We start from the raw sequence: 26534 nt of genomic DNA, 5'->3' as shown, positions 1-26534 counted from the left end.
GTGGTTTTCATGGATAAAAATAGGCTAGATTTTCTGTAGAAATATTGCCCCATTTCCCATTCGATACGCTTTCTTGCTATTTTCGGGTTTCAACTTTAGCATAACACAATATGTCAGCAAGTGAACTAGCGGTGGGAAGCCGCATTGCCCATCCTAAATTCGGTTCGGGAGTGATTGTCTCCGTGGACGCCACATACTATAAGATTTATTTTTCCTCCTCCGAAGAGGTAAAGACCCTCGCCCGAGATTATGAAGGGTTTACAGTAGAAGAGGCCAAAGTGCCAGACTTTCCGATGCTCACCATGAAAGATGTCGAGAAGGCCATACGAGAAGCACTTCAGGCTACTTCTGAAAGAGCCCCATTGGTTCCTTTAGGCGGGAAATGGATGGGCGGAACGCTAGTCATTGAGCCTTATGACAAGAGTCTTCAGGCTAAAGAAATCCCAATTGAGACTTTCTTTCACAAGATTGTGATGGTAAGGGAAAAGCTCCGCGTGTTGGAACAAAACATCAATAATCACCCCAAACTCGATGACGAGGACCGGGTAGGTTTACAACAATACATTACCCGTTGCTACGGTTCCCTGACCACTTTCAACGTGCTCTTTGCCTACAAAGAGGATCAGTTTAAAGGCGGCGGGAAAGATTGATTGCCTGGCTTTCCTAGATCGATTTGAAAATGGAGTAAGCCCGGGAATTGGAATTAGACGCCGGATTTTTGCCCGATAATTTATTCAGCGGTCTATTGCTCATTTGAACAACCCACCTAGAATCATGTGGGTTGTTTATTTTTAGGAATGATAAAAGCATTTTCTTTCCTCGCCTTACTGCTTCTCCTTTTTGTTTGCCAAGACCTCCCCAAAGAGGGGTTGAAGGACAAGTTCAAGGATGATTTTTTCCTCGGAGCTGCGGTCAATTTGGCTCAGGTGACGGGTAAAGAGCCCGGTGCAGATTCGTTGTTGAACTTGCATTTCAACTCCATTACTGCCGAAAACGGATTGAAATGGGGTCCGGTCCATCCTAATCCCGGAGAATATCGATTTGAGTTTGGGGATGCTTTTGTGGCGTTGGGCGAGCGAATGGGGACTTTTATTGTCGGTCATACCTTGGTGTGGCATCAGCAGACTCCTGCTTGGGTATTCAAAAATGAGGAGGGGCAGTTTGTCAGCGGTGAAGAACTCACGCTACGAATGGAAGACCATATTGAGCAGGTGGTGGGCAGGTACAAAGGAAAAATTAACGGTTGGGATGTGGTCAATGAGGCTTTTGAGGACGATGGTACTTGGCGCAAAACGCATTGGTACAACCTGATCGGGGAAGATTTTATCAAAAAAGCTTTTGAAAAAGCGCACGAAGTAGATCCTGCTGCTGCGCTTTATTATAATGATTACAATGTCTGGAAACCGGCTAAGCGAAAGGCCATATTGGAAATGGCGACCAAACTCAGAAATCAGGGAGTACGAATCGACGGGATAGGCATGCAAGGACACTATCGGGTGGATTCTCCTTCCTTGGATCAGATCGAACAGGCGATTTTGGATATCCATCAGGCGGGATTTGAGGTACACGTGACAGAGTTGGATGTGGAGGTGTTGCCTAGACCGGGTGAGGTAGAGGGGGCTGACTTGAATATCAATTTCGCAGAATCCGATGAATGGAACCCTTATAAAAATGGTCTTCCAATAGAGATTGAGGGTAAGCTAGTAGATCGATATGTGTCTCTTTTTCGACTTTTTAAGAAACATTCCGATAAAATTTCCAGGGTTACCTTTTGGGGACTACATGACGGCAGGAGCTGGCTTAACAATTGGCCTGTGAGAGGACGCACCAATTACCCCTTGCTGTTTGATCGCGAAAAAGCCTTGAAGAAGGGGTTTTTGGAGGTTTTTCAGAAATAGGAAGGGATTCATTTTGTATTAAAAAACAACACTTTATTCGGTTTTTGGCAATTTTTTAGAGTCTGGCCTTATCTTATTTTTGAAATACCGTTAAATACAGAATATAAGTTTAATTAGTGTATAATTTATAACTTATTATTCTGTGAATTCGATATTTTTTGGTTTAAACCGTATAAAATTTCAGAAAGTCATTTTTTGCTCTGTGATCAATCATGGGTTTACCTGACTTTTGTCAGCTATTTAGCAGCAGTTCATTCGGAGTTTAGCATCATCAAATCAAGCCTAATGATGATGAATATTTTCAAGCACAACCCTTTAATCATATTGATCGCCTTGCTATTGCTGGGATCAGTAAACGGATTCTCCCAAACCAAATATGTCATGGCTGCCTCACCTGAGTTTAAGGTGGATGGCGGGTCTACGCTTCATGATTGGCACATGGTCTCTACGACAGCCAAGGGAGAAGGTATTTTTGTAGTGGAAGGCGGGCAATTCAAAACAGCCAAAAGCCTTAGCATTTCCCTACAAGCCGAAACACTCAAAAGCGGAACCAAAGGACTGGATACCAATGCCTACAAGGCACTAAACACGGAGAAGAATAAGGAAATCCGATTTGTGCTTAAAGAATTGACCGGAGCTGGCGCTTCCATGGTTGCCAAAGGTGACCTGACCATCGCAGGGGTGACTAAGCCTGTAAGCTTCCCGGTGAAAATGACAGCCAATGCCGGCAAGTTCACCTTTGAAGGAAGCTTTGCGACTAAGCTCACCACCTTTAACGTGACTCCGCCTACCGCGCTGATGGGCACTGTCAAAACCGAAGACGATATCAAACTATCTTTTAAATCAACATTTCAACCCACCATTTAATCCAAATAATTATGAAGAAGTATCTATTTTCCGCAATTCTCGCCGCCGGCATTTCTGCCGTAGGTTTGGCTCAAGGGCTGCAAAGAGACGTCCAATATTGGAGACCGTATGACCAAAGAGGTACAAACATCTTCGAAACAGGTAAGCAGGATACTGTAGCCTTTGAAGGTGTCAAAGTAAGAGTAGGGGGACACTTTGCTCAGCAGCTTCAAAACCTCAGTCACGAGAATAAAGCAACACCGGTGATTTCAAACGGGGTTAATGTGAACCAACTGATCGAAATCGGTGCAGGTAGCAACTTGGCTACTGCAAACTTGAACATTGACGTAGAAGTAATGGACGGGGTAAGATTGAATCTGATCACTTACCTGTCTTCCAGACACCACCAAGAAACATGGGTAAAAGGCGGTTACCTACAATTTGACAAACTGCCATTCTTGGGTAATCCGGAGTGGTTCTCCAAATACTTGACTCTTAGAGTGGGTCACATGGAGATCAATTACGGTGATGCTCACTTCAGAAGAACAGACAATGGTAACGCGATGTACAACCCATTCGTCGGTAACTACATCATGGATGCCTTTACTACCGAAGTGGGGGGTGACTTGACTTTCCAAAACAACGGATTTATCCTCGTAGCCGGTGTGACCGGTGGTGAAATCCAAGGTGGTATCACCAGACCCAAAGACAGAGCTTTGTCTTGGATCGGTAAAGTGGGTTACGACAAGCAGCTTTCTGATGATTTGAGATTGAGAGTGACCGGATCTATCTACACTACTTCAAGCTCTGCAAGAAATACCCTTTACGGTGGTGACCGTGCAGGTTCCAGATACTACCTAGTGATGGAAAATACCCTTGCTACTACCAATGCTCAGTTTACCTCAGGCCGTATCAACCCAGGTCAGACAGACAACATCACCGCTACTGTGATCAACCCATTCTTGAAGTTCAAAGGATTGGAGCTCTTCGGTAATTTCGAAACTTCCAAAGGCCGTGCTTCCAACGAGACCAAAGACAGAACTTGGAACCAATTCGGTGCGGATTTGGTCTACAGATTTGGAATGAATGAAAACTTCTACGTAGCCGGCAGATACAACCAAGTAAAAGGTAAATTGGCTGGAAGCGGATTGGATGTGACTCTAGACCGTACTCAGATCGGCGGTGGTTGGTTTATCTCCAAAAACATCCTGGCTAAAGTCGAATATGTAGTTCAAAACTACGATGGATTTGCAGCCAACGATATCCGAAATGGTGGTAAATTCAACGGCTTGATGATCGAAGGTGTGATCGGATTCTAATCGAAAATAAAGAATATAAACCCATGCGTTTGCTCGCTCTTTTGGCCCTGCTTCTTTTCTCTTCTGGAATCCAGGAGAGAAAAGAACTGGTCATCACCCAGCAGAAAATACAGGTCAGTGGATATACTTCAGTAGGTAAATTCAACTGTGATTTTTCCAGGGCCGGAATGGCGGATACGCTTCGAATAAATTCCACCGAGGTCAGAAAGGGCCTTGAGTTTAAAATCCCGGTTAAAAGTTTTTCCTGCGGTAATTTCCTGCTCAACAGTGATTTCAGGTCTACCCTCAAAGCTGATGATTATCCATTTGCTTATGTCAAAGTGGCCAATTTCAGGGAAAAGTCAGGCAAGATTTTCTGCCACTTAAGTTTGAATCTGGTAGGAAGAAAGCTGGAGTTTCCTGATCTGATGCTGGAGCGAAATCCAAAGGGGCTAAACGGGAAATTGATTCTCAACTTTGATCTGCTTCATCTCACACCTCCAAGTAAGTTTGGAGGACTGGTCAAAGTCGAAGACCAACTCGATCTGGAAATCCTCCTCGGTGCCTAAGTAAGAAAGCCTCTCGAATCTCGGGAGGCTTTCTCTTTTTTGGTGGTTTCGCTTTTTAAAACATGAATTTACGGAATCCTGAGCGAGGCATTTTAGAATGTCAGATGACCATGTCAAGCCATATTTTTGGAAATCTTCAGTCTTCGGTCCCCGTAATTCTTCGGGACAGGCTACCTGTCTTCCATCATTACCTGTACTTGTCATTCAATCCTTTTCCTTCCAAAATCATGGGAATGATTTTTTCCATTCGACTGATTTGGGTGGCTTCGCGCTTGGCGGTGATGAGATACTCTAAGTATTCTTTCCGTTTGAATGAACTCAGGGATTCAAAAGATGACTTTAGCTGGGAGTCTTTGTTGAGCTTTTCCTGGAAAAGAGCAGGAATCTCTATTTCTGATGTCTTTTCAGGTCTCCAAACCCTGCCTTCTTCTTCATTTTGAATGGCTTCGCGGATATATTCCAGTATTTTGATCTCATCGATTTCCTCTGCTGACTGAAATCTCCATTGCCTCATGGCCTTGGTTTTTCCTTCTTGGGCATTTTGCAAGACCTTATACGGATCGGAAAGAAATACGCCATTGTAAAACCAAAGCACAAAATGGTTTTTGAAACCCAGGCAGCCTACCACGTTTCTGCCCTTATAGGTGAAGGACTTTTCTCCCCATTTGATGGTTTCTTCCAAGCCGGTTTTTCGGATGATTTCGAGCAGTCGCTGTACTTCATTGGGCCAGTTTTGGGATCGATCCATGATAGGTAGAAGGTTTATTTTTTAAAACGGAATGCTTCTACCATTTTATGGAAAATGGAGTTGTTTTCATAGATGCCGGCAAATTTTTCTGATCCGGGACCATAAGCAAACACAGGAATCATCACGCCGGTGTGGCTTCCGGTGGTGAATTTGCCCTCGACCATCCCGGTCTTGGTGTCGCCCTTGTTCACTGAAAATCCGCCTGTCTCATGATCAGCCGTGATGATCACGAGGGTGTTCCCATCCTTTTCTGCAAAATCCAATACTTTGCCAATCGCTTGGTCAAAATCGATCATTTCTTCCACGATGTATTGGGTGTCATTGCCATGGCCGCCCCAGTCGATCTGCGAACCTTCAATCATCAAAAACATGCCTTTTTTGTTGGTTTTAAGCAATTCAAGACCTGTCTCGGTAGATTTGACAAGTTGGTCGCCGCGCCCTGCTGAATATCTGGGCTGCTGTTCATCGGCAAGGAATGCTGCGAGTTTTCCGCTTTTCACTTGCTGAACTTCCTCGATGGAGTGGGCGATTTGGTAATTTCTGGATTTAAGGGAGTCGACCAGGTTTAATCCGTCTTTTCGGTCAGCAAAAAACTTTCTTCCTCCCCCGATAAATACATCGATATCTGTAGCGAGAAAGTCCTTGGCTATGTCTTCATCCAGTGATCGGGAAGGCTGATGAGAGATAAAGCTTGCCGGCGTGGCATGTGTGATCGAGCAGGTGGCAATGAGTCCGGTAGCAAGTCCGTTTTCTTCGGCCATTTCCAGGATGGTGGGCAGCGGATTGCCTGCAGCATCGACTCCAATGGCTCCGTTGTAGGTTTTTACCCCACAGGAAAAAGCCGTGGCGCCGGCTGCCGAATCCGTCACAAAGGCATTGCTTGCCTGATTTTTATGAAAACCGACCACAGGCATCCGCTCTAAGTTGAGCTGTCCAAAATTGCCGGTCATTCCTGCATAAATCTGCGAAACTCCCATGCCGTCCCCGATCATCAGGATGATGTTTTTGGGATGTTTGACTTTTTTCTGAGCCCAAGTGGGGCTGCTGCAAAGAGAAAGCGCGAGTAGGATTAGGTATCTTTTCTTCATAGAGCTTGGTTTTTTGGGTAAAATAGGGGGCAAATAATCAATGACCAATTTTCAATGACCAATTCACAATTTTCAATTACCAATGGCAAATGGCCAATGGCCAATTTTCAATTGCAAGGTTGGTGTTACTTTTGAGCCTTGAATTTGTTCATTGTTCATTGAGTTTGCTCATTGCTCATTGAGCTTGTTCTTTGTCCATTGAATTTGATCATTTTCCTTAGTCTCCTCCTTTGATTAAAATGCAACAAGGCAGTCCCAAAAATCAAGGTAGGGTAGCCAATGATGAATAGTATAAAATTGATCTCATAGTAAGACAGATTCAGGATATTGGCCAAGTTGATCACAAAGTCGGTGCAGTAATTATATGCCCAGTAGGCAGTTTGGAGGATTTCTTTCATGGTTTTCGAAGTCGGTTGATTTGATCTTGGATGTGAAGTGACTTGATCAAAAGGAAAAATATCAAAAGAGGTACGAAAAGGACCAGAATCAAAATATTGGCTAGGCCATAATTACCAAATCCTTTTAACAAAGTGATCATGCCGAAATAGAGTGGATCCGTAAAAGCAAAATAAGAGGAATCGAATTTCACATGATGGGCTTTGCAATAGCCTGTATCGTTGTGACAAGCCCAAGTGCATTTTTCGGGATCCAGACTTGCAGGATTGAGTGTAGCCTGACCTCTGCTTTGGTATGCTGTCGGTTCGAGTTGAAGCCTCGAATACTCATTGACCGACACGATGAAAACAAGAGGGAACAGGAAAATCAGAAGATTTCGAATTAATGGCTTCATGCTTTTTTACATAATATAAATATCCGCAATCTTACCACCAAGTAGGTCATCGGCTTTAAAGACTGCGGATATTCATCGACTGACCACAGACGACAGTCTCCAGCACCTCCAGCAGGATTTCAAACCTTGTCTTATTTGGTTAATGGTAGAAAAGCGGATAATCAGATTACATTAATACACAAAACGAAAAAGGGTAACCATTTCTGATTTACCCTTTTTGTGCTTTCTAAATTGAGTAGGTAAGAATTATTCTGTGCTTTCCTCTTCTTCGGCTACCACATCCATCAGCGCTTCCGCCCATTCGATGAGTTTTTTGCGATCCAAGTCTTTGAGTTTAGCCTCCGCATGGACATAGGTGTAGATTTTCATCGGCATTTCGCCTTCACCTACTTCGATAGCGATGTCATCGAGTTTCTCCAGCTTTTCCATCATGTCATAATTCGTCCAATTGGAAAAATTGAGTTCTTCGCGTCCTTCTCGGGTATCTTTGGCTACTAGCCAGGAGATCGGCGCCACATGGGAATACCAGGGATATTTGGTCTCATTGCTGTGGCAATCGTAGCAGGCACTCTTTAGAATTCCTGCCACTTCTCCATCTACTACCCCTGTTCCGATGAGGTCTCCGGGATTATCGGTGGTTACTTCGGGCAGTTCATTGGGCACCAATTGAATAGCCGCACCAATTACTGCCAGCCCTCCGATCAGGTATTGCCAGACTTTCATGGTTTATTTCTTTTTACCGGTGGTCCATTGCAGAAGGGTAGCTGCTTCTTCTGCGGTTAGTTTTTTGTCCGGATTGGACTCCAAAAATCTCGCTGGCGGCATGGTGCCTTCTTCGAGGGTTTCCTTGATTTTGCCCATGGTAGCGAGGGATTTGGACTTTTTGGCAGCTTCTAAAGCATCCCAATCCAACTTGGCTTTGCCTTTTTCATTCTTGGATTGAGGGTTGTGACAGCCATAGCATTTTTGCTGCACGATGGCTTTCACTTCAGCGGGCAAAGCCGGTGCTTCGGGTTGCATGGCGTGAAAGGTGTCTGCTTCAGGCTTTGGATTGGCTTGGAGGAAAAGAATACCAACCAAGGCAGCAACGGGGAGAAAGGCTAATTTTTTCATAGTGAGATAAAAGGGTTAAAAAGGAATTTCTGTAAGAATTTTAAACGAAGCAATTTTATTTGGTAAAAACTCATTTCAATATACTGAATGATTGAGTAATTGGTTGTTTTCAAGGTGTTTTCAAAAAGTAGCAATAGACTAAATGCTCGAAATACAGGGATAAATGACTCGATTATGTCGACAAAATGTTGAGCCTTCACTTGAGAAGCAGTAATTATCGGATGGCAAAGAATTGGATTTCAAACACCCAGATTCCGAAAAGGGTTGTCATTCAAAAAGAGCAAAGATGAAAAAACGAATCATAGGGATAATCGCGGGAGTGATGCTGATGGTTTCAGGGGAAGTGCTAGCCCAAAAAGGAAATGCCCCTGTCTATACTTACAAAACCCCAAGCTATGATGGTATAGGGAAGGTCTATATGGGAAGAGAGATTTCTTTTGTGATGGGCTTCGAAGGCATGTCATGGCTCGAGCGTCGGAGTCGCGAACAAGAGGAAAGTGTATCGTTGGCCATCAAGAATCTACCCGTGACCGAATCCAGCGTGGTCGCGGATATCGGTGCGGGATCGGGCCATTACACCTTTAAAATTGCCCCCAAAGTACCCAAAGGCAAGGTCTATGCGGTGGAAATCCAAGATCAGGCGATCAATTACCTAAAGTCAAAATCTAAAGAACTTGGTTTTTCAAATGTGGTTCCTGTAATGGGAACGGAGAAAAGCCCTAACCTGCCTTCCGCATCTGTTGATTTGGCGATCATGGTGGATGTGTACCATGAGCTTGAATTTCCCGTGGAAATGCTCGCAGCCATCCGCCAATCCTTGAAACCAAGAGGGAAGCTGTTATTGATTGAATTTCGGGGAGAAGATCCCGAAGTAGCCATCAAGCCCCTTCACAAAATGACTGTCAAGCAGGCCGAAAAAGAACTGACTGCCAATGGATTCAAACTCGTCCAAAACGGTCAGTTTATGAAAATTCAGCACTTTTTGGTGTTTGAAAAGGTGGGGGAGTGAGTTTTAAAAATTCAGGAATACCTATCACTTAAGCGGAATGGTAAAACTGAATTTGCTGCCCATTCCCAACTCACTGCTAACTTGGATTTCTCCGCCATGCTTTTCAATAAACTCCTTGCACAGTGCCAATCCCAGTCCTGTGCCTTTTTCATTATCGGTGCCCCGTGTGGTAAATCCATCCACGATGTGAAATAGTTTTGATAGGTTTTCTTCACTCATACCTATACCTGTATCCGTGACTGCGACGACCGCTGATTCAGGCAGCAGGCAAGCGTCCACTGTTATCGAACCGCCGTTTTTGGTAAACTTGATCGCGTTTGATATCAAGTTTCGGATTACTGTTCCGATCATTTTCCTATCCACAGTCACCATAATCTGATCTACTGTGGCATCTATCAGTTTTATGTTTTTATGATCAGCTGTAGGTCTGAGAATGTTGATTTCCTCTGAGATCAGATCATTAATTGCCACTTCACTGGGCGAAAAAGGGAAGCTGTTTTGCTGGGTTTTAGCCCAATCGAGCAGATTTTCCAATAATTCTGCGGTATGTTTTGCAGAAGAATGAAGGATGTCTGCATAAGAACTGATGGGTTGGTTTTTCCCTTCTTTTGCCTCTTCTTGGATGAGTTCACTGAATCCAAGGATAGATCGTATCGGATTTTTGAGGTCATGGGCTATAATCGAAAAAAACTTATCCTTGGTGGCATTGAGCTCATTTAGAATTTGAGCCTGTTCCAACAGCCGGGATTCAAATTGCTTTCTTTCGGTAATATCACGGGTGACCCCAAGGATGAGTGTAGAGTCGAAATCTTCTCCCAAAATCGGATAGGTAAGTACCTCGGTGTGGAGAATTGAACCGTCTTTTCGGTAGTAATCCACTTGTCCTTTAAAGCTGGACAAAGGCAACCCACTTGTATAGGCTATGTATTGCTCCTGCATGTATGCACCGACTTTGAGAACCGATTCCGGTGTAAGTATTTCGTGGATGGCTTGATTTTTTGCTTCTTCTACTGTCAGTCCCCTTACAGCTTCTATAGCAGGGCTGATATAGGTGATGCTCCCGTCCAGCTTCATGGTCCAGATGACATCCCGCACATGATCAGCGATCAGACGATAGCGTTCTTCGTTGATTTGAAGATCATGATAAGCTTTTTTGAGCTCAATTAGCTCTTTGTTTAGGGCTTCTTTCGCCATAGCCAAGTACTAAGTAGGGGTGAAAAGGGAGGTATTAGGATAATCCGTTTGGTTTCGCGAAGATGGTTTTTCTTTTTAATAGCCTAATACCCTTTATCCCTATTATTTGTGAAAAACGCTATTCATTAAATGGTTATCACTTTCAAGATGTAAATTAGTTTCATTTTCTTGCTTTTTATTCAAAGCTCGAAATCTAAAATTTAAATACATCTCTCTACTATGAGTATTCCTTTTTGGAGATATAAATACCCATACTAAGTTCTCAATTGAGATCTTGGATCAGATTTAATTTATCCCTTTACCAAAAACTTATTGACGTCCAACCAATGCATAAAGGCGTCAAACCAGCGGTTGCTCGTGCGGTTGGGATTACCTAGACCAAAGCCATGGCCTCCGTTTTGGTAAAGGTGAAATTCAACGGGACGACCTGCCTTGTGCCAGGATTCGATGATGCCAGTTTGCCCTTGGAAAAGGAAATCATCTGTTGCAATCACATTAAACATGGGAGGAGCATCTTTTGGTACTTCCACAGGTCCCATGCCACCATAGATCGGGCCGATAAAGGCCAGTTTCATGGTTTTGGAATTTAGCGTGGCATGCATGGTCAGTCCTGCGCCTGCGGAGAAACCGATCATTCCTATCCGGTTGATGTCCACTCCCCATTCCTTGGCTCGGCTGACAATCATCGCATACGCTGCCTCGGCATCTTCCAATTGATTGGAAAGGTCTCGCTGTGGAGGTCGAGGTGCGGGAGTAGCCGAAGCTGAGGTACCTGTGGCTGGTGGTGCAGGAGCAGCAGGTCGGGGTCGGTTCATCCAGGCTGAGAAGTCCTCGAGTGAGGGTGGTGTAGGATTCAATCGGTATTTCAATACAAAAGCAGCGATTCCCTGCTTGGCAAGCGCTTCAGCCACTTCCCAACCTTCATTGCCCATAGACAGCCAGCTGAAGCCACCTCCCGGTGCCACAATTACAGCGGCGCCATTTGCTTTGCCGGGTTCGGGTAGGAAAGGAGTCAAGGTAGCTGTAGAAATATTCCGTGCCATGGGATCACCCCACTGTCGAAACCAAGTCTCCGGAGCAGGCTGATTTTCCACTCCGCCAGTGCCGAGTAGGATGGCGTTGGGTTCCTTGGGATTTTCGAGCGGGTAGATGGTGCCGTCTTGGGCAAAGGCTTGAATAGAAAATCCAAGCGATAAGGCGATAAAGCCTGATTTAATCAGATTGTTCATGGGTTTAGGTTTTTTGGGTTTGAATGGAGTAAGATATTGGTTTTGTGGGAAAAATTAAGGGTAAATTATTTGAGCTTAATTCAGATTTGGTTTTAATACAGCATGCCAAACAGCCAAAGTGGGATTCTTTTATCATTTCCTCCTGCTATATCCAAAGCCAAGTAGGAATTGGGAACTCCACGGATTTGCTCGCTGGTTTTGGAAGGTCCTCCAATCTCAAAAACGAAGGTGTCGTCTACCATGAAATCTCCAAATTTAGAGGAGGTCACTGCATGCACAGCACTTACCTGATTAAAGAAGAAAGTTTCTCTGATATTGCCCAAATTGGCCATGGTGGGCGAGAAAAGATGGATGAAATTGGGGTTGTGGAGGTAAATTTTTTCCGGTTTCTGCAAATAGCTGATCCCAGAAGTAGATGATCTGAGTAAGAGCAAAATCTGGGCTTTTTCCAAAATATCCAGAAGCCTGAGTACCGTGTTTCTAGGGGTTTCTAGCTTTTCAGCCAGCTTATTGATGTTTGGTGTGAAGGGTACGGATTCACTCAGTACGAATAAGAGTTTTTTTAAAGTCTTGGTTGTGGCGTGCTGTAACTGTTCGTAAGGTGTAATATCCGAGTCGATGACCAAGTGAATAGTTTCCTGGAGCTTTTGGAAGTAGGTTTTGTTTGCTTCTAAAAAGAATGGGAAATAGCCAGATTTGAGATAGTTCTGAAAATCAGATTCAAAGTCAAATTTGTCAAGCAGATCAGGGGTGATCAAATGATGGTGGGTTAGGATTTCCTGTAATGGGAGGCTTTTTAGCACCAGATTTTTCTTAAAACTCAGATACTCACGAAAGGATAATCCGTGCAAATGATAGACGGACGCCCTTCTTGACAAGTCGGCATTTCCTTGGCTGATATCCAAAATAGAAGACCCTGTGGCTACTACTCTGATGTCTTCATAGTCATCATACAGCTGCTTGAGATCCTTTGAACACATCTCATACCGATGTACCTCATCCAATAAAAACAAGCGATAACCCATTCCATAAAGCTCTGCTACCGTCTCTACCAACCGGTGGGTCTCAAAATAGAAATCATCCAAACTCATGTAAATACTCTGCTCAGATGAGGCAAGTAGCTGCTGTAGCAAAATAGTCGTTTTGCCCGCGCCTCGATACCCAAGCAGTAGAATCAACCGCTGTTGCCAGTCAATCTGCTCGTAGAGATATCGTTTCTTCTTACTTTGAACTTGTTTGGATTTGCGTGCGGACTTCTCGATCAAGTATTCCATAAATTGGTTTTTTCAAAAAGCAAAAACCAAAAATAGTTTTTACATAAAGCAAAAATACAAAATGCTTTTTGTAAAAAGCAAAAAGAGGTTCTTCATGAAGATAGACTTTTTCGAAGGCGGCTTTTTGAGCTTAAACAGGTAGTTTTTGAATTTCCTTCCTAAAGTGAATCCAGAGGAATCCTTACCCTGAATTGATGCACTTTTCCGGGAAGGAAGGAGCTGCAATCATAAGGCGAGCAATCTTTCCCCTTGGCAAATTCATAGGTGCCTGTGGCTACCACTTTCAAAATAGTTACTGTAAAACGGGAAACCTGTTCGTTGTAAGGAATCACAAGACGAAATTTTCCCTGGCTATCCGAGATAAGGGTGTCTTCTCTGATAATACTAGCTAGTGTAAGGAATGGAGCTTTCTCATAAGCACTAATTAACACGGTGACCCCGGGAATTCCAGCATCAGTCTTAGTGTCCACTACCTTTCCGGAAAGTATGGTCGGATCCTCGGATATACAGCTCTGCGTCAATAGTAGACAGATTAGCTGCAAAATCCTTTTGACTGATTTGTATTTCTGCTTCATCAGCTGATGCTTTATTTGGTTAGGATTTCTTGAAATAGACACTGATGAATGTAGTCAAAATCCTAAAAAGAAAAGGGTGGAAATTGGAATTCCACCCTTCCATCGAGATTCAATAATTATCTTTCCAACCTAAATTTTCTGAGTTTTATTCCTTGTAATTCAGCCCAAATCCAAATGGAAATAGGGTGTCTTTTTCGGGATAACCCGGAGCATCAGGGTCTTGTGCAATGACAGCAGCGCTGGTTTTGGCCAGTGCATAAGGAAGCTTTCCGGTAGGATTAAACTTACCCATAATGATGTCCATCAGGGCCGCATCACTCACCCCAAAAGTAGCCAATAGACCACCCGCATTGAGTACGCCGCTCCCTTCATCTAAGACATAGGGCTGACGGAAGTCAATGGCCAAAATGGTCTTTTCGGGCCCTAGTGTTTCCATCACGGACTGGATGTCTTCCAAAGACGGAGAGATCTTCCAAGACTTGGATTTTGCCATTTCGGAAAGGGCTAAAAAGTTGAGCTCCTCGGGAAGTGCTCCACCAAACCGTCGATCCGTTCCCGGGTCATTCGTGATCTGAACTCTAATAATTGCGAAGTCTGTATCCTTCGAAATGGACGGTAATTTTTCACCTTTGGATTTGTTGTATTCTCCTGTGGTCACCTTGTAATTTGCCCAAGCACGATCTTCAAACAAGGCTGCATTCATCCCCATGGTGAAAATTTGAAGCGTGTCCTGACCCTTGGGCTGGGCAAGTGGGAGGACGGATTTGTTCTGCAGAAGTACGATGGATTTCCGTTGAGCCAGGTCAGCCTTTCGTTGAAAAGAGGCATTCCCTACGATGTAAGCGGCCCGGTTGGGATCGACGTAAGGATTTTCAAACAGACCAAGTTCAAATTGTTCTTTCAGCAACCTCGTCACGGATAGATCCACTCGGCTTTCGGCGAGTTTACCAGATTCCACCAAGGCTAAGAGTTGTTTGTTGTTGCTAAATCCGGAGAGGACATCGGTGCCAGCCTCCAAGGCGATGAGGATTTGTTCTTCCACGGTTTTATCCTCCAATCCCCAGGCTCTATCCCCGATTATTCCCGTGTCGGAATTCACATAGCCCTTGAAGCCGAGTTTGTTGCGCAGAAGGTCAGTCAGGATGCCTTTGGAAAAAGCCATGCCCACATTATTTGGGAGGTAGGACTGCCCAACAGGAATGCCATAGTAAGCCATAATCGAGGAAGCTCCGGCATCTACCGCCGCCCGGAAAGGGGCCAAATGGAAATCGAACTTGCCTGCTGGATAGATTTGGTTTTTTCCATAATCGTAATGCGGATCTCCGCCCCCTTCTTGAGGTCCACCGCCCGGAAAGTGTTTGATGGTCAAGGCGATGCTTTTTGAATTTAGACGATCTCCTTGCAGATTTTTGATCAATGTGGTAATGATCTCAGAGGCCAATTCGCTGTCTTCCGTGAACGTTTCGTGCACCCGATACCATCTTGGCTCGGTGGACAAGTCTGCCATATAGCCATACATGCCGCGCAGGCCGATGGCTCGCCATTCCTCCGACATGATCTTTGCAAAGTCGGCAATCAGCTCCATGTCGCGGGTTGCAGCCAAACCGCTTTCTTTTGGCCAAGCCGAGAAAGACCCTGATTCCTCATTGATACCCGCCCGGGCGTCGATTTCCATGTGGTTTCTGGAGTTGGATTTGAATAGCGCAGGAATGCCCAATCGTGTGCTTTCAGAAAGTTCCTGCACCGCATTCATAAATTGTGCGGCTTCATAAGGGCTGATTTGAGTGCCGGCAAACCCATTTCCGGGTCCTGTGCTTACGGGATTATTTTTGACCGTGTTTCTGAATATGAAGCGGGACATTTTTTGATTTTCAATCAGGTCCACTGCTCCATCCGTCATTTTTCCCTTTTCTCCTGCATTGAGCGTGTTGATCAGTAGCATCCCAACTTTTTCTTCCAGTGTCATCTGACTCACCAGATCCGCCACGCGCTTGTCCAGCGGCTGTCGCCAATCTTCATAGATGTCCAGTTTTTGATTTTTGTTGAGATCCTTGAAAAGGAGTTGATTTTGATGCAGCAGGTCTACTGCTCGGGCTTCAATCGGTGGCTGGTTGGTGTAGGTGCCCTGAGCGAAAGCAGGACTTGCGCCTAAAAAAAGCAGCGCAATTCCGGTAAGGGTATGTTTCATGAATTGGGTTTGGGTTGATTGTCAAGTGATCGGAATAACGTTTTCAATATAGGTATTATCGCAAACGAGTCAATAAGCGCTTAACTAGGAAATGTTAAGAGTTTGAGGAGGTTGATGGAAAACCTTCTGCTAAAAAATTGTGAAGCGGAGTCGCAGAATAACAAGTGTCGTAGCCCCATGTTGGCAATTGATGATTTTTTCCTAAAAAATATAAGAAAAGAGCATCATTAAATAAGGTTATTGATGTCGTCTAAGTCTCTCAAACGGCCTGATTCTTTTTTGTTTTTCAACAGGTCCTGATACCCTATGAAGTTGACTACAAGTCCTTCGAACTCGACTTCCTTTTTATTTTTAAAGCACTCGTCGAATGTCACTCCATCAATCTGGGTCAGTAAATCAATTCGAAGAGGAGGATACCCAAGTTGGACGATATTGCCTTCTTTGGTGAAATCCTGTAGGCTGAGACCAAAAGATGAAAAGCCAAATTCATTCACACAATCCAAAACTCGTTGAGCGTTTTCGGGGGTTGGATTTAGCCAGATGTCCAAATCACCGGTATATCTAGGACGTCCGTGAATACCCACGGCATATCCTCCAACCACCAGGTATTCCGCTTTATGATTGTTTTATAACTCTACAAACTCTTTGAAGTCTTGGATGAACATCTTTGTTGAGGCTAAAATACTGCTGCCGAAGAAGCTCTACAGCTTCTAGGCGTTCGATAGGACTTTTGGTAGACCAGAAAGCAAAGTCAGAGGCGGTATCTTTTAAAGTAGTAATCTTTAGCACCTTCTCCATGAAATGAATATACGTCTTTTTGGTGACTGCGAAACCTTGCCTATGATCTTGTTAGGCTGGTTTGGTTCAGAATTAAATCCCGACAGATTTACGGGATCGTTTGGAGAAAAAGGCGTTTTACAAACTACGCCTAGGCCGTTTTCAAACTATATTCAGAAGGTGATTTAGCGAATTGCAAATTCGTTTGAATAGAAGAGCGTAGTTGCAAACTACGCTCAGTCAACCGCTAATTCTACGCTCAGAATGGGGGAATTATTGAAATGCGAAATATCTAATTCTTTCAAAGTATAATAGCTTTGCATCTCTATCAAAAATGATTATGTCAGTAACAGTACCCTCTTTATCAATTTCATCATAGTAAAATGAATAACTTCCATTTTTTAAAGGCATAAAAAGATCGTTTTGAGAGGAGAAGATTGTTACATGCCTCCCGTTTTCTATTTTGTTATTTTCAGGCAATTTGATACTTGGGTTTAAACCCTCGGTAATTTCATTAAAAGAAATTAATTCGTTTAATCCTTTTTTATCAGATGAATTTAAGGGAAGAGGGTTTTCAAATTCAAGATTATCAGAAAACCTTATTACAGTTTTGAATACGAAAGTTTTATCCACTCCATTATCTGAAATTATTGCTTGGTACAAGATATTTTTTTCTTCTTGAGTTGAAATAAATTCAGGAACTGGTTTACTTGGAAAAATTAACTGACTTTTTAAATTTTCTAATTTCTCCGGAGTCGTAGAGAATTCAATTTCGTTTTTTGCAGTGAAATAAAAAACAAATATTATCCCGAGTAACATTATGAATAAAAACAAAAGCACAAATATAGTTTTTTTAATTGTTTCTTTCATTTTAGTATTAAGTTTTACTTATTTAGAGGTATTAAGACAATTTTTTTATCTATGGTAAAATTCAAATACCCTGTAAATAATTTAATTTTGATTATTATTTAGTTGTTAAATATTCAAATATAAGGTCTAATAGCGTTTGGCTTTTATCCATTCATGTCTTATTGAAATTAAAGTTAGGAGGATAATAATTATTCCTGTATAATTTAGATTTAAGTTAAAATGTCTAACTGTCTCCAAAAATAAACCTAAAATTCCTATCCAAACAAAAACACAAAATATACCGACTAGTCTAGCACTTGATTGAGAAGAAATGAACCTTTCTGTAATTGGAGAGCCTACATAAATGTAAACAAAATAGTAAAAGCATATTCCAACAAATACTTCCATAATTATTTTGAGTCTGGGCCGTATTTAAGTTTATAAATAGCGAATTTTATTGTTTTATATATTATTAAAATTGATAGCGAAAGAAAAATTAATAAAAAAAATACAGGAATAGGTTTAAGATTTTTTTTATTTTCTATAAAAGCATTAATTGTTTGATAAGCTATTGTAAATCCAATTCCAATTCCAATAGAGGAAATCCAAAAAATTGAAAAAATGAAGAAAATATAATTTATAAATGAAACACCTTGATGGATTACTTTCATGAAATGTTTATAGCCTTTATTGACAAATAATATTGCTTGATTTCGAGCATTTTGGATTACTTCAGTTAGTATAATTGTTTCAGGTTTGTCTAGATCAATTGATGAAGACTGCTTTTGTAAATAAAAGTTGAAATAAAAATTATCATATAAAGCTCTTTTTTCTAAGCTACTTAAAACCTGAAATGCTTCTTGGATTTCGACGGATTTCTCATGCGAATTTGGACTTTTATTTATGTCAGGATGCCAAATTTTCATCTTATTCTTATAGGCTTTTTTTATCTCTTCGGTATTTGAGAATGGGGAAATTTCTAAAATATTATAATAATTTTTAAATCCATTCATAAAATTACTAGTTTGTTTTCATAAAATTTTTTCAAATATTTATTTAGTAAGTTAATGTGTTGATTTTAAAATTGTTCAATTTTTCCAAATGATATTAAATTCGGATTGCACAATAATGTTCCGTCCTCAAACTCTATGTGTGACTCATTTGAAAAATTTCCATTTCTTTTTTCTATACTATTTAAATATTCCCTGTTTCCTCTTGCTACATTAATAAGATTTTTAAAAATTGTCTTTTCTATACCAAAGAAATGTTTTGAATTTTGTTTGATGCCTTGGTTATATTCTATAATACCAAATTCCCAATATGGAAGAGCCAAGATAAAAGGGAAGTTTATTGCGAAAATTCCAATATATTCTTTTTTAGTTTTTTTTGAAGTGTACGTTGGAAATGAATATTTGCTTTGATTTAATTTCTCAGCGTAGATGATAGCATCTCCAATGAATTGTAGTCCCATTTTTTGTAAAGTACGTTTGTAATGTCCTGACTTTATGAGATTAAATAAATCTTCATTAGAGTCAAATCTTTCTCCACTCGTTTCTGGGTCTTCAACTAGTATTTTGCTATTCGGTAGTTTGTTTCTTTCATTTGCGATAGCAACTTCAAAAATATATCCCTTTAAACTTTGTTCTATATTATTACAAATTATAGAAATTCTGTCAAACTGTTTTCTCCATTTCTCAAAATCGGTTTCATTAAATGAAATAATTCTTCTTCGTCCTTTTGCTTCCCATAAAGATATCGATTTATTGTTTGTTGCAGAAATAAAATCAGGTGTGTCGCCTGAAGATTTTCTTACTATATTTATATTATTAAATTCATTACCTAATTGGTGTCCAATAAAATCAGAAATATTGGCCATATAAGGAGCGTCGAAATACTCTAGATTGAAATATCTACATAGAGTTTGTCCTAATACTCTTGAATTTTCTTTTCGTGAGTCTTTTCCTTTACCAGGGTGTCCTAATTGGAATTTAAACAAGTCAGTGTTTGGAACAAGATATTTTAAAGCTGGAAATTCTTGATAATTTTTTGGTTTATTATAGTCATCAAATTCTTCAATTTTATATAGTGCTGTTAGTTTTTTTAAATTAATATCTATGCATTTTAAGTAGTTATTGGATGTTGAGTCCAATAGATTTTCCTGAGGTTTTAATGGGAATTTATTAAATTCTATTTCTATAGTTCTATTCATCCTCTTTTTTCTGATCTAGTAATGTTGCTGCTAATATTTGAATTTACCTCCCCCCCAGCTGAGCGTAGTCGAATCTTTATTTCTACTGGGTGTAGTTTGCAACTACACCCAAATATGTTATCCAATTTTTAATTGGCTCCTTCCCTCACTTCAACCCCTCCAAATAACTCACCAAATCCACCAATTCCTGTTCGGTCAGCGGGAAGGCTGGCATCAGGGATTCGGATAGTTGGGTGATGGAGGCGATGTCGGCGAGCTTGTAGATAGTTTGCTCGCTGCTGCCGACGAGCTTTACGATTAGGTCGTTTTCGGTCTTGGAGTTGACGATGCAGCGGATTTCCTTGCCGTCTTTGAATTTGACGAGTTGGGTTTCGTAGCCGAAGCCCATGCCTTCGGAGGGATTGATGATCGCATTAATCAGGCCTTCTCGACTGAGTTTGCCTCCTATTTGGGTAAGGGCAGGACCGAAGTCCACACCTTCGTTTCCGATCTTATGACAGGCCACGCAGTAGGTGGCCGCCAGGGTTTTTCCCTTTTCCACTTCACCTTTGGCAGAGAGCATCTTCACTAAGTCATAGCCTTGGGCGATGCTGTCCCCGTATTTTTCCAGTGCGAGTACTCGGATATTGCCATTCCAGCTGCTCATCAGGATCTTTTGGGCGATCGGAAGCAGGTCCGCAGGAATTTGATCCGCTTTGGCCAGTTCCCAAAGCACTGCCTCTGACTGATAGCCTTTGGCTTCTTCCATGGCAGCGGTGCGGATGGCAGCGGAGGCTTTGTCGTTTTTCCAGAATTTGCTGAGCAGGTTTGCCATATCCGGGGTATCTACTGCGCCAAACTTGCGGATAGCGGTGATGGCCTTGGTTTCATCCGGATTTTTCATGGCCTGCTCGATCTCGCCCATACCGTAGAGCGTTGCGAAAAGTCCGGCAGACTGATTGGCCAAGCCCCGGTTTTCCTCCTGATATACTAAACCAAGTAGGCGTTCCTTCTGGTCTTTCAACTGGTATTTGCGGACGATCTCGAGGAAATCCCGGTCATCTGCAATTTCTCCTGCCTTGGCTTTGGCCAGGTTGAGGAGTTGGGTATCCGGTTTTTTGGGATCAAAAGCCACCTGTCTCAGGATGATCACCTGATCTTCGTTTTGGCCCTTGGCCAGGATGTTTTTGAGGGTTTGGTTTTTCAAATCAGCGGTTTGGAAGTCTAAAGCCCGGTAGTAGCGATGATCTGCAGGGCTGTTTTCTGCCAGGATCAGTTCTTCCAAAAGCGCCGGAGTCCCTGCTGATCTCGACCTCCAAATCAGGTCTTTTGCCTCAGGCGAATTGCTCCATCCCTGACCCAGTTTGGCCAGATAGGCCGGCAGATAGCTGTCCCAACGGTATTCCGCCGCGATACCCAAAGCTTCCAGGTACCAACGGTCACCGCTGCGATAGCCTTCGGCAAGTTTCAACCAAACGTCCGAAGCATCCTCGTATCGGATACCCACAGCGACTTCCCGACGGACTTGATCCGATGGATCGGCAGCGAGTCCAAGCAGGAAGGCATTGTCTTTCATTCCGTTGATTCGGGAGGCGCGAACTGCCGCCACTCGGATATTTTCATTGGCATCTGCTGCGGCTTTTCGGATGTATTCTTCCCCATTGGGCAACTTGCTCAGCAACCAAAACGCACGGGCTTTCATGCGAGAGTCTTCTGACTCATACAGGTTTTCCAAAGCTTCTTTTGCTTCAGCTCCTTTTTCCTTCAAGGCCATAAACGCCTTGAAGTGAATCGCCCGGTTGGGATTTTGCACCAGTTCGATAAGGGATTCGATAGAGGAATAATCCGGTGCATCCACCTTGTACTTGGACTTTTTCGGAGCGAGACGGTAGATTCTCCCTTTTTCCAAATCACCCACGGCATGGCCGCCCACGCCCGGATCGTACCAGTCGGAGATGAAGATCGAGCCGTCAGGTGCTACGGTCACATCGGATGGACGAAACCAGTTATCCCGCTTGTTGCCATCCAAAATAGGCTTGACTTCACCTGTAAAACCGGCTCCTGAAGTTTGCACAGGATACATGCGGATCACATTCGGCCCGGCATCGGCGTGGATGACTTGATTTTGATATTCCTCGGGAAGGAGTTTGCCTTCGTAGACGAGGATGCCCGTAGGCGAACCTGCATAGTTTTGGATCAGGTTGGGTACCACTCCGGGATCGTTGAGGTGCCAGTGTTGACGCCAGACGGAGTCCTCGAGGTTGATACGGCGTGTTCTCCAGTCGGCTTTGGTCATCTCGTCCTTGAAACCGTAATTGCCATAGTCCATTACGAAGTTGATCCGAGTGGAGCGGTTGCCGTCGTCGTCGTTGTCACTCTGCCACATGCGTCCGTAGCTGTCCACGGCGAGTTCGTAGTTGTTTCGAAAATTCCAGGCTAGAACTTCCGGATTACTGCCATCCGGATCACAACGGAAAACCATACCTTCCTGATACGGAGCTGTCTCTGAAGTGACGGGACGACCCAATGGATCCAAAATAGGAGTTCCATCGGCATAATGCAGTCCTTTGCCTTCGTTGCCGTAGTTGAAATAGAGCTTTCCGTCTGGTCCAAACGTGAAGGCATGCATGCCGTGATCGTGCTGCACACCACCCACTCCCGTGAAAAGCACTTGTTTTTTATCAGGCACATCGTCCCCGTTTTCATCGGTGAAGACAAAGACATTCGGGCTGACGGAGACGAATACTTTATTGCCGAATACCGCAATTCCCAAAGCGGCATTGATGTCGGTTCCCTGGTAGAAGACCGTGGATTTGTCCGCTTGTCCATCTCCGTCGGTGTCCTCAAGGATCAGGATTCGGTCGCCTTCGGCTTTGGTGGGATTCTTGGGATTGAGTTGGATGCGGTAGTTGTAAGCTTCGGTGATCCAAACCCGACCCCGATCATCAATGTCCATATTGGTGGGATTCATTAACATGGGTTCGGAGGCAAAAAGCGTCAATTGCAGTCGGTCGTCCAGCACCTCAATCCCATCTAGCGCAAATTCCACGGATCGTTTTTGCTCGTCGGTGAGTGCATCGTACTGTTGTTGGGTGAGTTGGGGCTTGGTGGTATCGCAGGAAAAAGTGAGTAGGCCGAAAGCGGCCAAGGCTAGAATAGGTTTTCGCATAGGTTTTTGGGGTTATTGCTTTGATTGAGTTTGAAAATCAATCAAATGACAAAATAGAAGGAATGCGTTTGAGATCAAAGAAAATTAAATGCAAGGGGTTTTAACCACGGAGGTCGCAGAGGATAAAAAGAGGTCGCCAGGCGATGATTTGCTGTTCTTCCTGGTTTGCTTTGAGTTCAATCATTTCAGAAAAGCAAAGAAAAACTGACGCTTTTTGGGGGAACGAGTGACTTTTGACTCATTCTAAGGCCGGTGATTGAAAAGGCGCTGAAGGCGCATCCTGTTTAAACCCAGATTTCAATTCTGGGTAATAGATGAAAGGCTTTCCAAGAGCGCCAAAGGCGCGATCTGTAATGAGCCAAAAGAATAATTCTAATTCTCTAATTTCAGATTTTTGCAAGGCAGGAATTGAACTAGAAAACGACTTAATTCCCTCAATTTCTTACTATTTCAAAAAAATCACTAGCTCCTGCAAAGTGCAAAATTCCTTGTCTTTATATCGAATCAAAAATGGTTCCTTCGAAACCGAAACTTCCGAATCCAAGTTCTGAATCCCCGCTTTGATTAGTGCCTTTTTCACCCAAAAAACCAATTCCTGAGGTCCTTTAATCTCAAAATTTATGTTTGGTTCCTCAGCCTCCATTCTTCCCCGAGTTAGGCTAAATCGATACCTATTACTTGGAAGCAATTGGTTGATCTGACTGGAAAGAATTAGGTCTTCTGGCTTACCAGAGATGAGTGGGGTACCACAGTTAAGCAACCAAAATCGATCAGCTGTCTCAATCGCAATGTCCAAATCATGGGTCACGACCAAAATCGCTTTTTGCTGGGAATGAGCGATTTCTCGCAATAAACTCATGATCTCAAATCGGTTGACCAAGTCAAGGTGTGCTGTGGGTTCGTCGAGAATCATCACCTGTCCATCTTGTGCCAATGCCCGCGCGATCATCGCTTTTTGGCGTTGACCATCGCTGATTTCACTGAGTCGCTCCTCGCGGAGGTAGGTGATTTTGGTATCGGAAAGGGCTTTTTCGACGATATCGCGGTCAGCTGGATTCAACTTTCCAGACCAACCTGTATATGGCGTTCTGCCCAAAGCTACCAATTGCCCTACGGTCATATTTCCCGGGAAAACCGGATCGGTCAGCACCACAGCGATCTGCTTGGCAAGTTCTTCGACAGAATAGTCTATAATGGATCGCTGATCGAGTTGGATGCTTCCCTTCCAGGGATGGATTTGCCCTAAAATGGCCTTGATCAGTGTTGATTTTCCTACACCATTGGGTCCGAGCAGACAGGTGAGTTCGCCTGAGAAAAGTGTAAAATCCAATTCTGATAAAATCTCTTTTTTGACTTTTTGGTGAGTGTAGCCAAGAGAAAGGCTGTTACCTGAAAGAGCGGTGGATTGGGAATATTGCATCATCGGATCAAAAGTCTTTGCTGAAGTTTTTTCTCAAAATCAGAGTAATCACGATGGGCGCTCCGACCAGCGAAGTCACCGCATTGATGGGTAAAGTACTCGCCGAACCGGGTAATTGCCCCACCGCATCGCAGAGCAACAGCAAAATCGCTCCGATCAGTGCCGAACCCGGAAATAACACCCGATGATCCGAACTTTTCCAAACCATCCTCGCCAAATGAGGCACCGCAATGCCCAAAAAGGCAATCGGTCCGCAAAATGCCGTGATTCCACCTGCCAAAATTCCCGTGCTTACGATCATCACCCACCGCATTTGTTCAGTGCGGATACCCATGCTTCGGGCATAGTTTTCTCCTAAAAGCAAGGCGTTGTAGGTCTTGATGGAAAGAAAAACAGGCAGACTTCCTAAGGCTAGCAAGATTCCTAAAATCGAAACCTGAGACCAGCCCAAAGCGCCCAAACTCCCCATAGACCAAACGGTGTAGAGCTTCAATGCCTCAGCTCCAGAGAAAAAGGATAGTACAGAAACTACCGCCGAAACTGCACTGCCAAACATTAATCCGACGATCAGCAAGGTCATGCTGTCTTTGACCCGCCAAGCCACCAAACTCACTCCCGAAAGCACCAATCCTGCTCCTAAAATCCCGGCCGTGGCAATGGCCCAAGCGTTAATTCCACTTAAGGCAAAACCCAATGCTGAACCTGCCAACATCAAGGTGGCAACTCCCAAACCTGCACCCGAACTGATTCCCAACACAAAAGGTCCCGCAAGGGGATTTCGAAAAAAGGTCTGCATCTGCAGGCCACTTAAGCTCAATCCGATTCCGGCAAAAATGGCTACCAAAGCCTTGGGGAGGCGATAGTTGAGGATGATTTGCTCCCATGATGTTTTTGCCCAGTCCCCTGAAACCAATCCGTCGATTATCTCTCCGAAAGGAATCCACACCGAACCCAAACTCAGATTGAGCAAGAAGCTCAGGCCGAGGAGAAGGGTGGCGATGGGAAAGAGGTAAGTGCGGATAGGCATTTATTTTTTCAAAAGAGGTTTGTGGAGACACAAACCTCGGCGATCATTTCCGATTAATTTAATTTCTGATAAAAATATAACTCATACTCGGGTAAAAGTGCTGGATGGAGGATTTTGATCAGGTCTTTGAGAATCAAATCGGGGCGCACATAGCCGAGTTCGAAGTATTCCAAGCCTCCTGTGGTTCCTTTTTTTGCGGTGTAGGTATAAATCTGACCTGTTTTCCAAGACTGAAAATTCCGGTATCTCGGCTCGTTGCTTCCCATGGTTTTGACATCGGGAAAGTCAGCAGAGCCAATCCATACTTCCGCTTCTGCAGCCCGATCGAGAACGAATTCATAGTTGAGTTGCAAGCTGCCAGAGCCTGTTTGGTCAGAGAACACATAGTCTCCGCCTGCATTTTGAAGAATCTGCGCACCCCAACTTTCGGCTCCCGGAGCGTACCAAATGTCCTGATACATGACCCCGCTGAGTACCTTGGGACGATTGTGCAATGGGAGTTGAGAAGCAAGTTTTTCTGCTTCCTGATAGGCCATTCTTATCTTCTCAAATTCCGCAACTGCCTCCTCGTATTTCCCGAGTAAAATCCCTGTAAACTTGATCCATTCGGCTCTTCCGAGCGGATTTTGCTCCACGTATTCTCCATTAATCAGGGCAGGTACATTCGCTTGCGCAAAAAGATCCAGATACCGCAGATCTTCCCCTAAGGTCGAAATCATGATCCAGTCCGGTTGCAGGTCAATCACCAGCTCAGGATTGGCCGCAGGTCCGCTGCCCAGATCGGCTACTTTGCCATCATCTATCCGAGCACGAGTGGCAGGAGAAGAGATCAAATCGGTCTGCGGGAACCCAATCAATTTATCCGTTTCACCCAGCATATCGAGGTGGGGAACTTGCGTGGTCGAGGTCAAAATCACCTTGGAAATCGGGAGCTGAACCACTGCATCAAAGCCGGTTTTTTCGAGTTCGGCTCCTTCTTCCAGGACGAGGTAGCGATAGGTTTTCTCCGCTCCTGTATAGCCTTGGGTCACGTGGATTTCCCAGAAATTTTCTCCTTGAAAAAGTTTAAAGCCCTGGGCAAACTCCAAAGTAACTGGAGTTTTTACGCTGGTCGTTTCACTTTTTTTTTCGCAGGAAAAAATCAAGAACACCCACCCGGTGAGTAGGAGATAAGGTGCTGAAAAATAGGTGGAATTGAATGTTGAAAAAGGGTTTTTCATCTAGAAATAGGAGAGAAATTTTCTACCAAGGTAACCGTGATTTCCGCTGCTTTCCAAAATTTTTA

General features: G+C 43.6%; 25 protein-coding genes. 6 read left to right on the top strand and 19 right to left on the bottom strand.

Features of this window, described 5'->3' with window-relative positions:
* Positions 1-110: 110 nt before the first annotated feature.
* From ACFPIK_RS12950 to ACFPIK_RS12930, 5 genes are all read left to right on the top strand, one after another.
* Positions 111-650: a hypothetical protein gene (locus ACFPIK_RS12950; protein ID WP_377915926.1), complete on the top strand. Its 540-nt coding sequence runs from the start codon at positions 111-113 to the stop codon at positions 648-650.
* Positions 651-797: 147 nt separating this feature from the next.
* Positions 798-1898 (top strand): endo-1,4-beta-xylanase, encoded by a 1101-nt coding sequence (locus ACFPIK_RS12945; protein ID WP_377915924.1) that lies wholly within the window; start codon positions 798-800, stop codon positions 1896-1898.
* A gap of 285 nt (positions 1899-2183) precedes the next feature.
* A complete protein-coding gene (locus tag ACFPIK_RS12940; protein ID WP_377915922.1) occupies positions 2184-2765 on the top strand; it encodes a YceI family protein in 582 nt (193 codons plus the stop codon).
* 11 nt (positions 2766-2776) lie between these two features.
* Positions 2777-4063 carry a hypothetical protein gene (locus ACFPIK_RS12935; RefSeq protein ID WP_377915920.1) on the top strand — a complete coding sequence of 429 codons (1287 nt, stop codon included), beginning with the start codon at positions 2777-2779 and terminating at the stop codon, positions 4061-4063.
* 23 nt (positions 4064-4086) lie between these two features.
* Positions 4087-4611, top strand: a complete 525-nt coding sequence (locus ACFPIK_RS12930) for a hypothetical protein (RefSeq protein ID WP_377915918.1) — start codon at positions 4087-4089, stop codon at positions 4609-4611.
* 187 nt (positions 4612-4798) lie between these two features.
* Here the strand turns inward: ACFPIK_RS12930 and ACFPIK_RS12925 are convergent, their stop codons facing one another.
* The 6 genes from ACFPIK_RS12925 to ACFPIK_RS12900 form a co-directional block, all read right to left on the bottom strand.
* Positions 4799-5359 carry a YdeI/OmpD-associated family protein gene (locus tag ACFPIK_RS12925; RefSeq protein WP_377915916.1) on the bottom strand — a complete coding sequence of 187 codons (561 nt, stop codon included), beginning with the start codon at positions 5357-5359 and terminating at the stop codon, positions 4799-4801.
* Positions 5360-5373: 14 nt separating this feature from the next.
* Positions 5374-6447 carry an alkaline phosphatase gene (locus ACFPIK_RS12920; protein WP_377915914.1) on the bottom strand — a complete coding sequence of 358 codons (1074 nt, stop codon included), beginning with the start codon at positions 6445-6447 and terminating at the stop codon, positions 5374-5376.
* 155 nt (positions 6448-6602) lie between these two features.
* Positions 6603-6845, bottom strand: a complete 243-nt coding sequence (locus ACFPIK_RS12915) for a hypothetical protein (RefSeq protein WP_377915912.1) — start codon at positions 6843-6845, stop codon at positions 6603-6605.
* The gene (locus tag ACFPIK_RS12910; RefSeq protein ID WP_377915910.1) at positions 6842-7237 is read right to left on the bottom strand and encodes a hypothetical protein; all 396 of its coding nucleotides are present in this window, start codon (positions 7235-7237) and stop codon (positions 6842-6844) included. The genes ACFPIK_RS12915 and ACFPIK_RS12910 overlap by 4 nt, the downstream gene beginning before the upstream one ends.
* Before the next feature lie 246 nt (positions 7238-7483).
* A complete protein-coding gene (locus ACFPIK_RS12905) occupies positions 7484-7960 on the bottom strand; it encodes a heme-binding domain-containing protein (protein ID WP_377915908.1) in 477 nt (158 codons plus the stop codon).
* 3 nt (positions 7961-7963) lie between these two features.
* Positions 7964-8350: a heme-binding domain-containing protein gene (locus ACFPIK_RS12900; RefSeq protein ID WP_377915906.1), complete on the bottom strand. Its 387-nt coding sequence runs from the start codon at positions 8348-8350 to the stop codon at positions 7964-7966.
* Between the two features lie 286 nt (positions 8351-8636).
* Here ACFPIK_RS12900 and ACFPIK_RS12895 point away from each other — a divergent pair, with 286 nt between their 5' ends.
* Complete coding sequence (locus ACFPIK_RS12895; RefSeq protein WP_377915904.1) at positions 8637-9359, top strand: class I SAM-dependent methyltransferase; 723 nt, start codon at positions 8637-8639, stop codon at positions 9357-9359.
* Between the two features lie 24 nt (positions 9360-9383).
* On the opposite strand, the gene ACFPIK_RS12890 is transcribed toward ACFPIK_RS12895, so the two are convergent.
* The 13 genes from ACFPIK_RS12890 to ACFPIK_RS12830 all read right to left on the bottom strand — a co-directional run bounded on the left by ACFPIK_RS12890 (position 9384) and on the right by ACFPIK_RS12830 (position 26469).
* Positions 9384-10553 carry a PAS domain-containing sensor histidine kinase gene (locus ACFPIK_RS12890; RefSeq protein ID WP_377915902.1) on the bottom strand — a complete coding sequence of 390 codons (1170 nt, stop codon included), beginning with the start codon at positions 10551-10553 and terminating at the stop codon, positions 9384-9386.
* A gap of 290 nt (positions 10554-10843) precedes the next feature.
* Positions 10844-11782 carry an alpha/beta hydrolase gene (locus ACFPIK_RS12885; RefSeq protein ID WP_377915900.1) on the bottom strand — a complete coding sequence of 313 codons (939 nt, stop codon included), beginning with the start codon at positions 11780-11782 and terminating at the stop codon, positions 10844-10846.
* Positions 11783-11874: 92 nt separating this feature from the next.
* The gene (locus ACFPIK_RS12880) at positions 11875-13056 is read right to left on the bottom strand and encodes an ATP-binding protein (protein WP_377915898.1); all 1182 of its coding nucleotides are present in this window, start codon (positions 13054-13056) and stop codon (positions 11875-11877) included.
* A 158-nt stretch (positions 13057-13214) separates the two neighbouring features.
* Positions 13215-13631, bottom strand: coding sequence for a hypothetical protein (locus ACFPIK_RS12875; protein ID WP_377915896.1), 417 nt, complete (start codon positions 13629-13631; stop codon positions 13215-13217).
* 145 nt (positions 13632-13776) lie between these two features.
* Positions 13777-15819: a glycoside hydrolase family 3 protein gene (locus ACFPIK_RS12870; protein ID WP_377915894.1), complete on the bottom strand. Its 2043-nt coding sequence runs from the start codon at positions 15817-15819 to the stop codon at positions 13777-13779.
* Positions 15820-16046: 227 nt separating this feature from the next.
* Complete coding sequence (locus ACFPIK_RS12865; protein ID WP_377915892.1) at positions 16047-16421, bottom strand: hypothetical protein; 375 nt, start codon at positions 16419-16421, stop codon at positions 16047-16049.
* 448 nt (positions 16422-16869) lie between these two features.
* A complete protein-coding gene (locus tag ACFPIK_RS12860; RefSeq protein WP_377915890.1) occupies positions 16870-17466 on the bottom strand; it encodes a hypothetical protein in 597 nt (198 codons plus the stop codon).
* Between the two features lie 389 nt (positions 17467-17855).
* Complete coding sequence (locus ACFPIK_RS12855) at positions 17856-18458, bottom strand: J domain-containing protein (protein ID WP_377915888.1); 603 nt, start codon at positions 18456-18458, stop codon at positions 17856-17858.
* A 65-nt stretch (positions 18459-18523) separates the two neighbouring features.
* Positions 18524-19654 (bottom strand): hypothetical protein, encoded by a 1131-nt coding sequence (locus ACFPIK_RS12850; protein WP_377915886.1) that lies wholly within the window; start codon positions 19652-19654, stop codon positions 18524-18526.
* A 145-nt stretch (positions 19655-19799) separates the two neighbouring features.
* Positions 19800-22802, bottom strand: a complete 3003-nt coding sequence (locus ACFPIK_RS12845; RefSeq protein ID WP_377915884.1) for a PVC-type heme-binding CxxCH protein — start codon at positions 22800-22802, stop codon at positions 19800-19802.
* A gap of 445 nt (positions 22803-23247) precedes the next feature.
* On the bottom strand, positions 23248-24225 hold the full coding sequence (locus ACFPIK_RS12840) for an ABC transporter ATP-binding protein (RefSeq protein ID WP_377915882.1): 978 nt from the start codon (positions 24223-24225) through the stop codon (positions 23248-23250).
* Between the two features lie 4 nt (positions 24226-24229).
* The gene (locus tag ACFPIK_RS12835; RefSeq protein WP_377915880.1) at positions 24230-25249 is read right to left on the bottom strand and encodes an iron chelate uptake ABC transporter family permease subunit; all 1020 of its coding nucleotides are present in this window, start codon (positions 25247-25249) and stop codon (positions 24230-24232) included.
* 53 nt (positions 25250-25302) lie between these two features.
* Entirely contained in the window at positions 25303-26469 is a 1167-nt protein-coding gene (locus ACFPIK_RS12830) for an ABC transporter substrate-binding protein (RefSeq protein ID WP_377915878.1), read from the bottom strand.
* Positions 26470-26534 lie beyond the last annotated feature (65 nt).

This window comes from Algoriphagus aquatilis (genome assembly GCF_042657405.1).
Taxonomy (GTDB): domain Bacteria; phylum Bacteroidota; class Bacteroidia; order Cytophagales; family Cyclobacteriaceae; genus Algoriphagus; species Algoriphagus aquatilis.
Note: the sequence above shows the minus strand (reverse complement) of the source record. Positions and strands in the feature narration are given on the sequence as shown.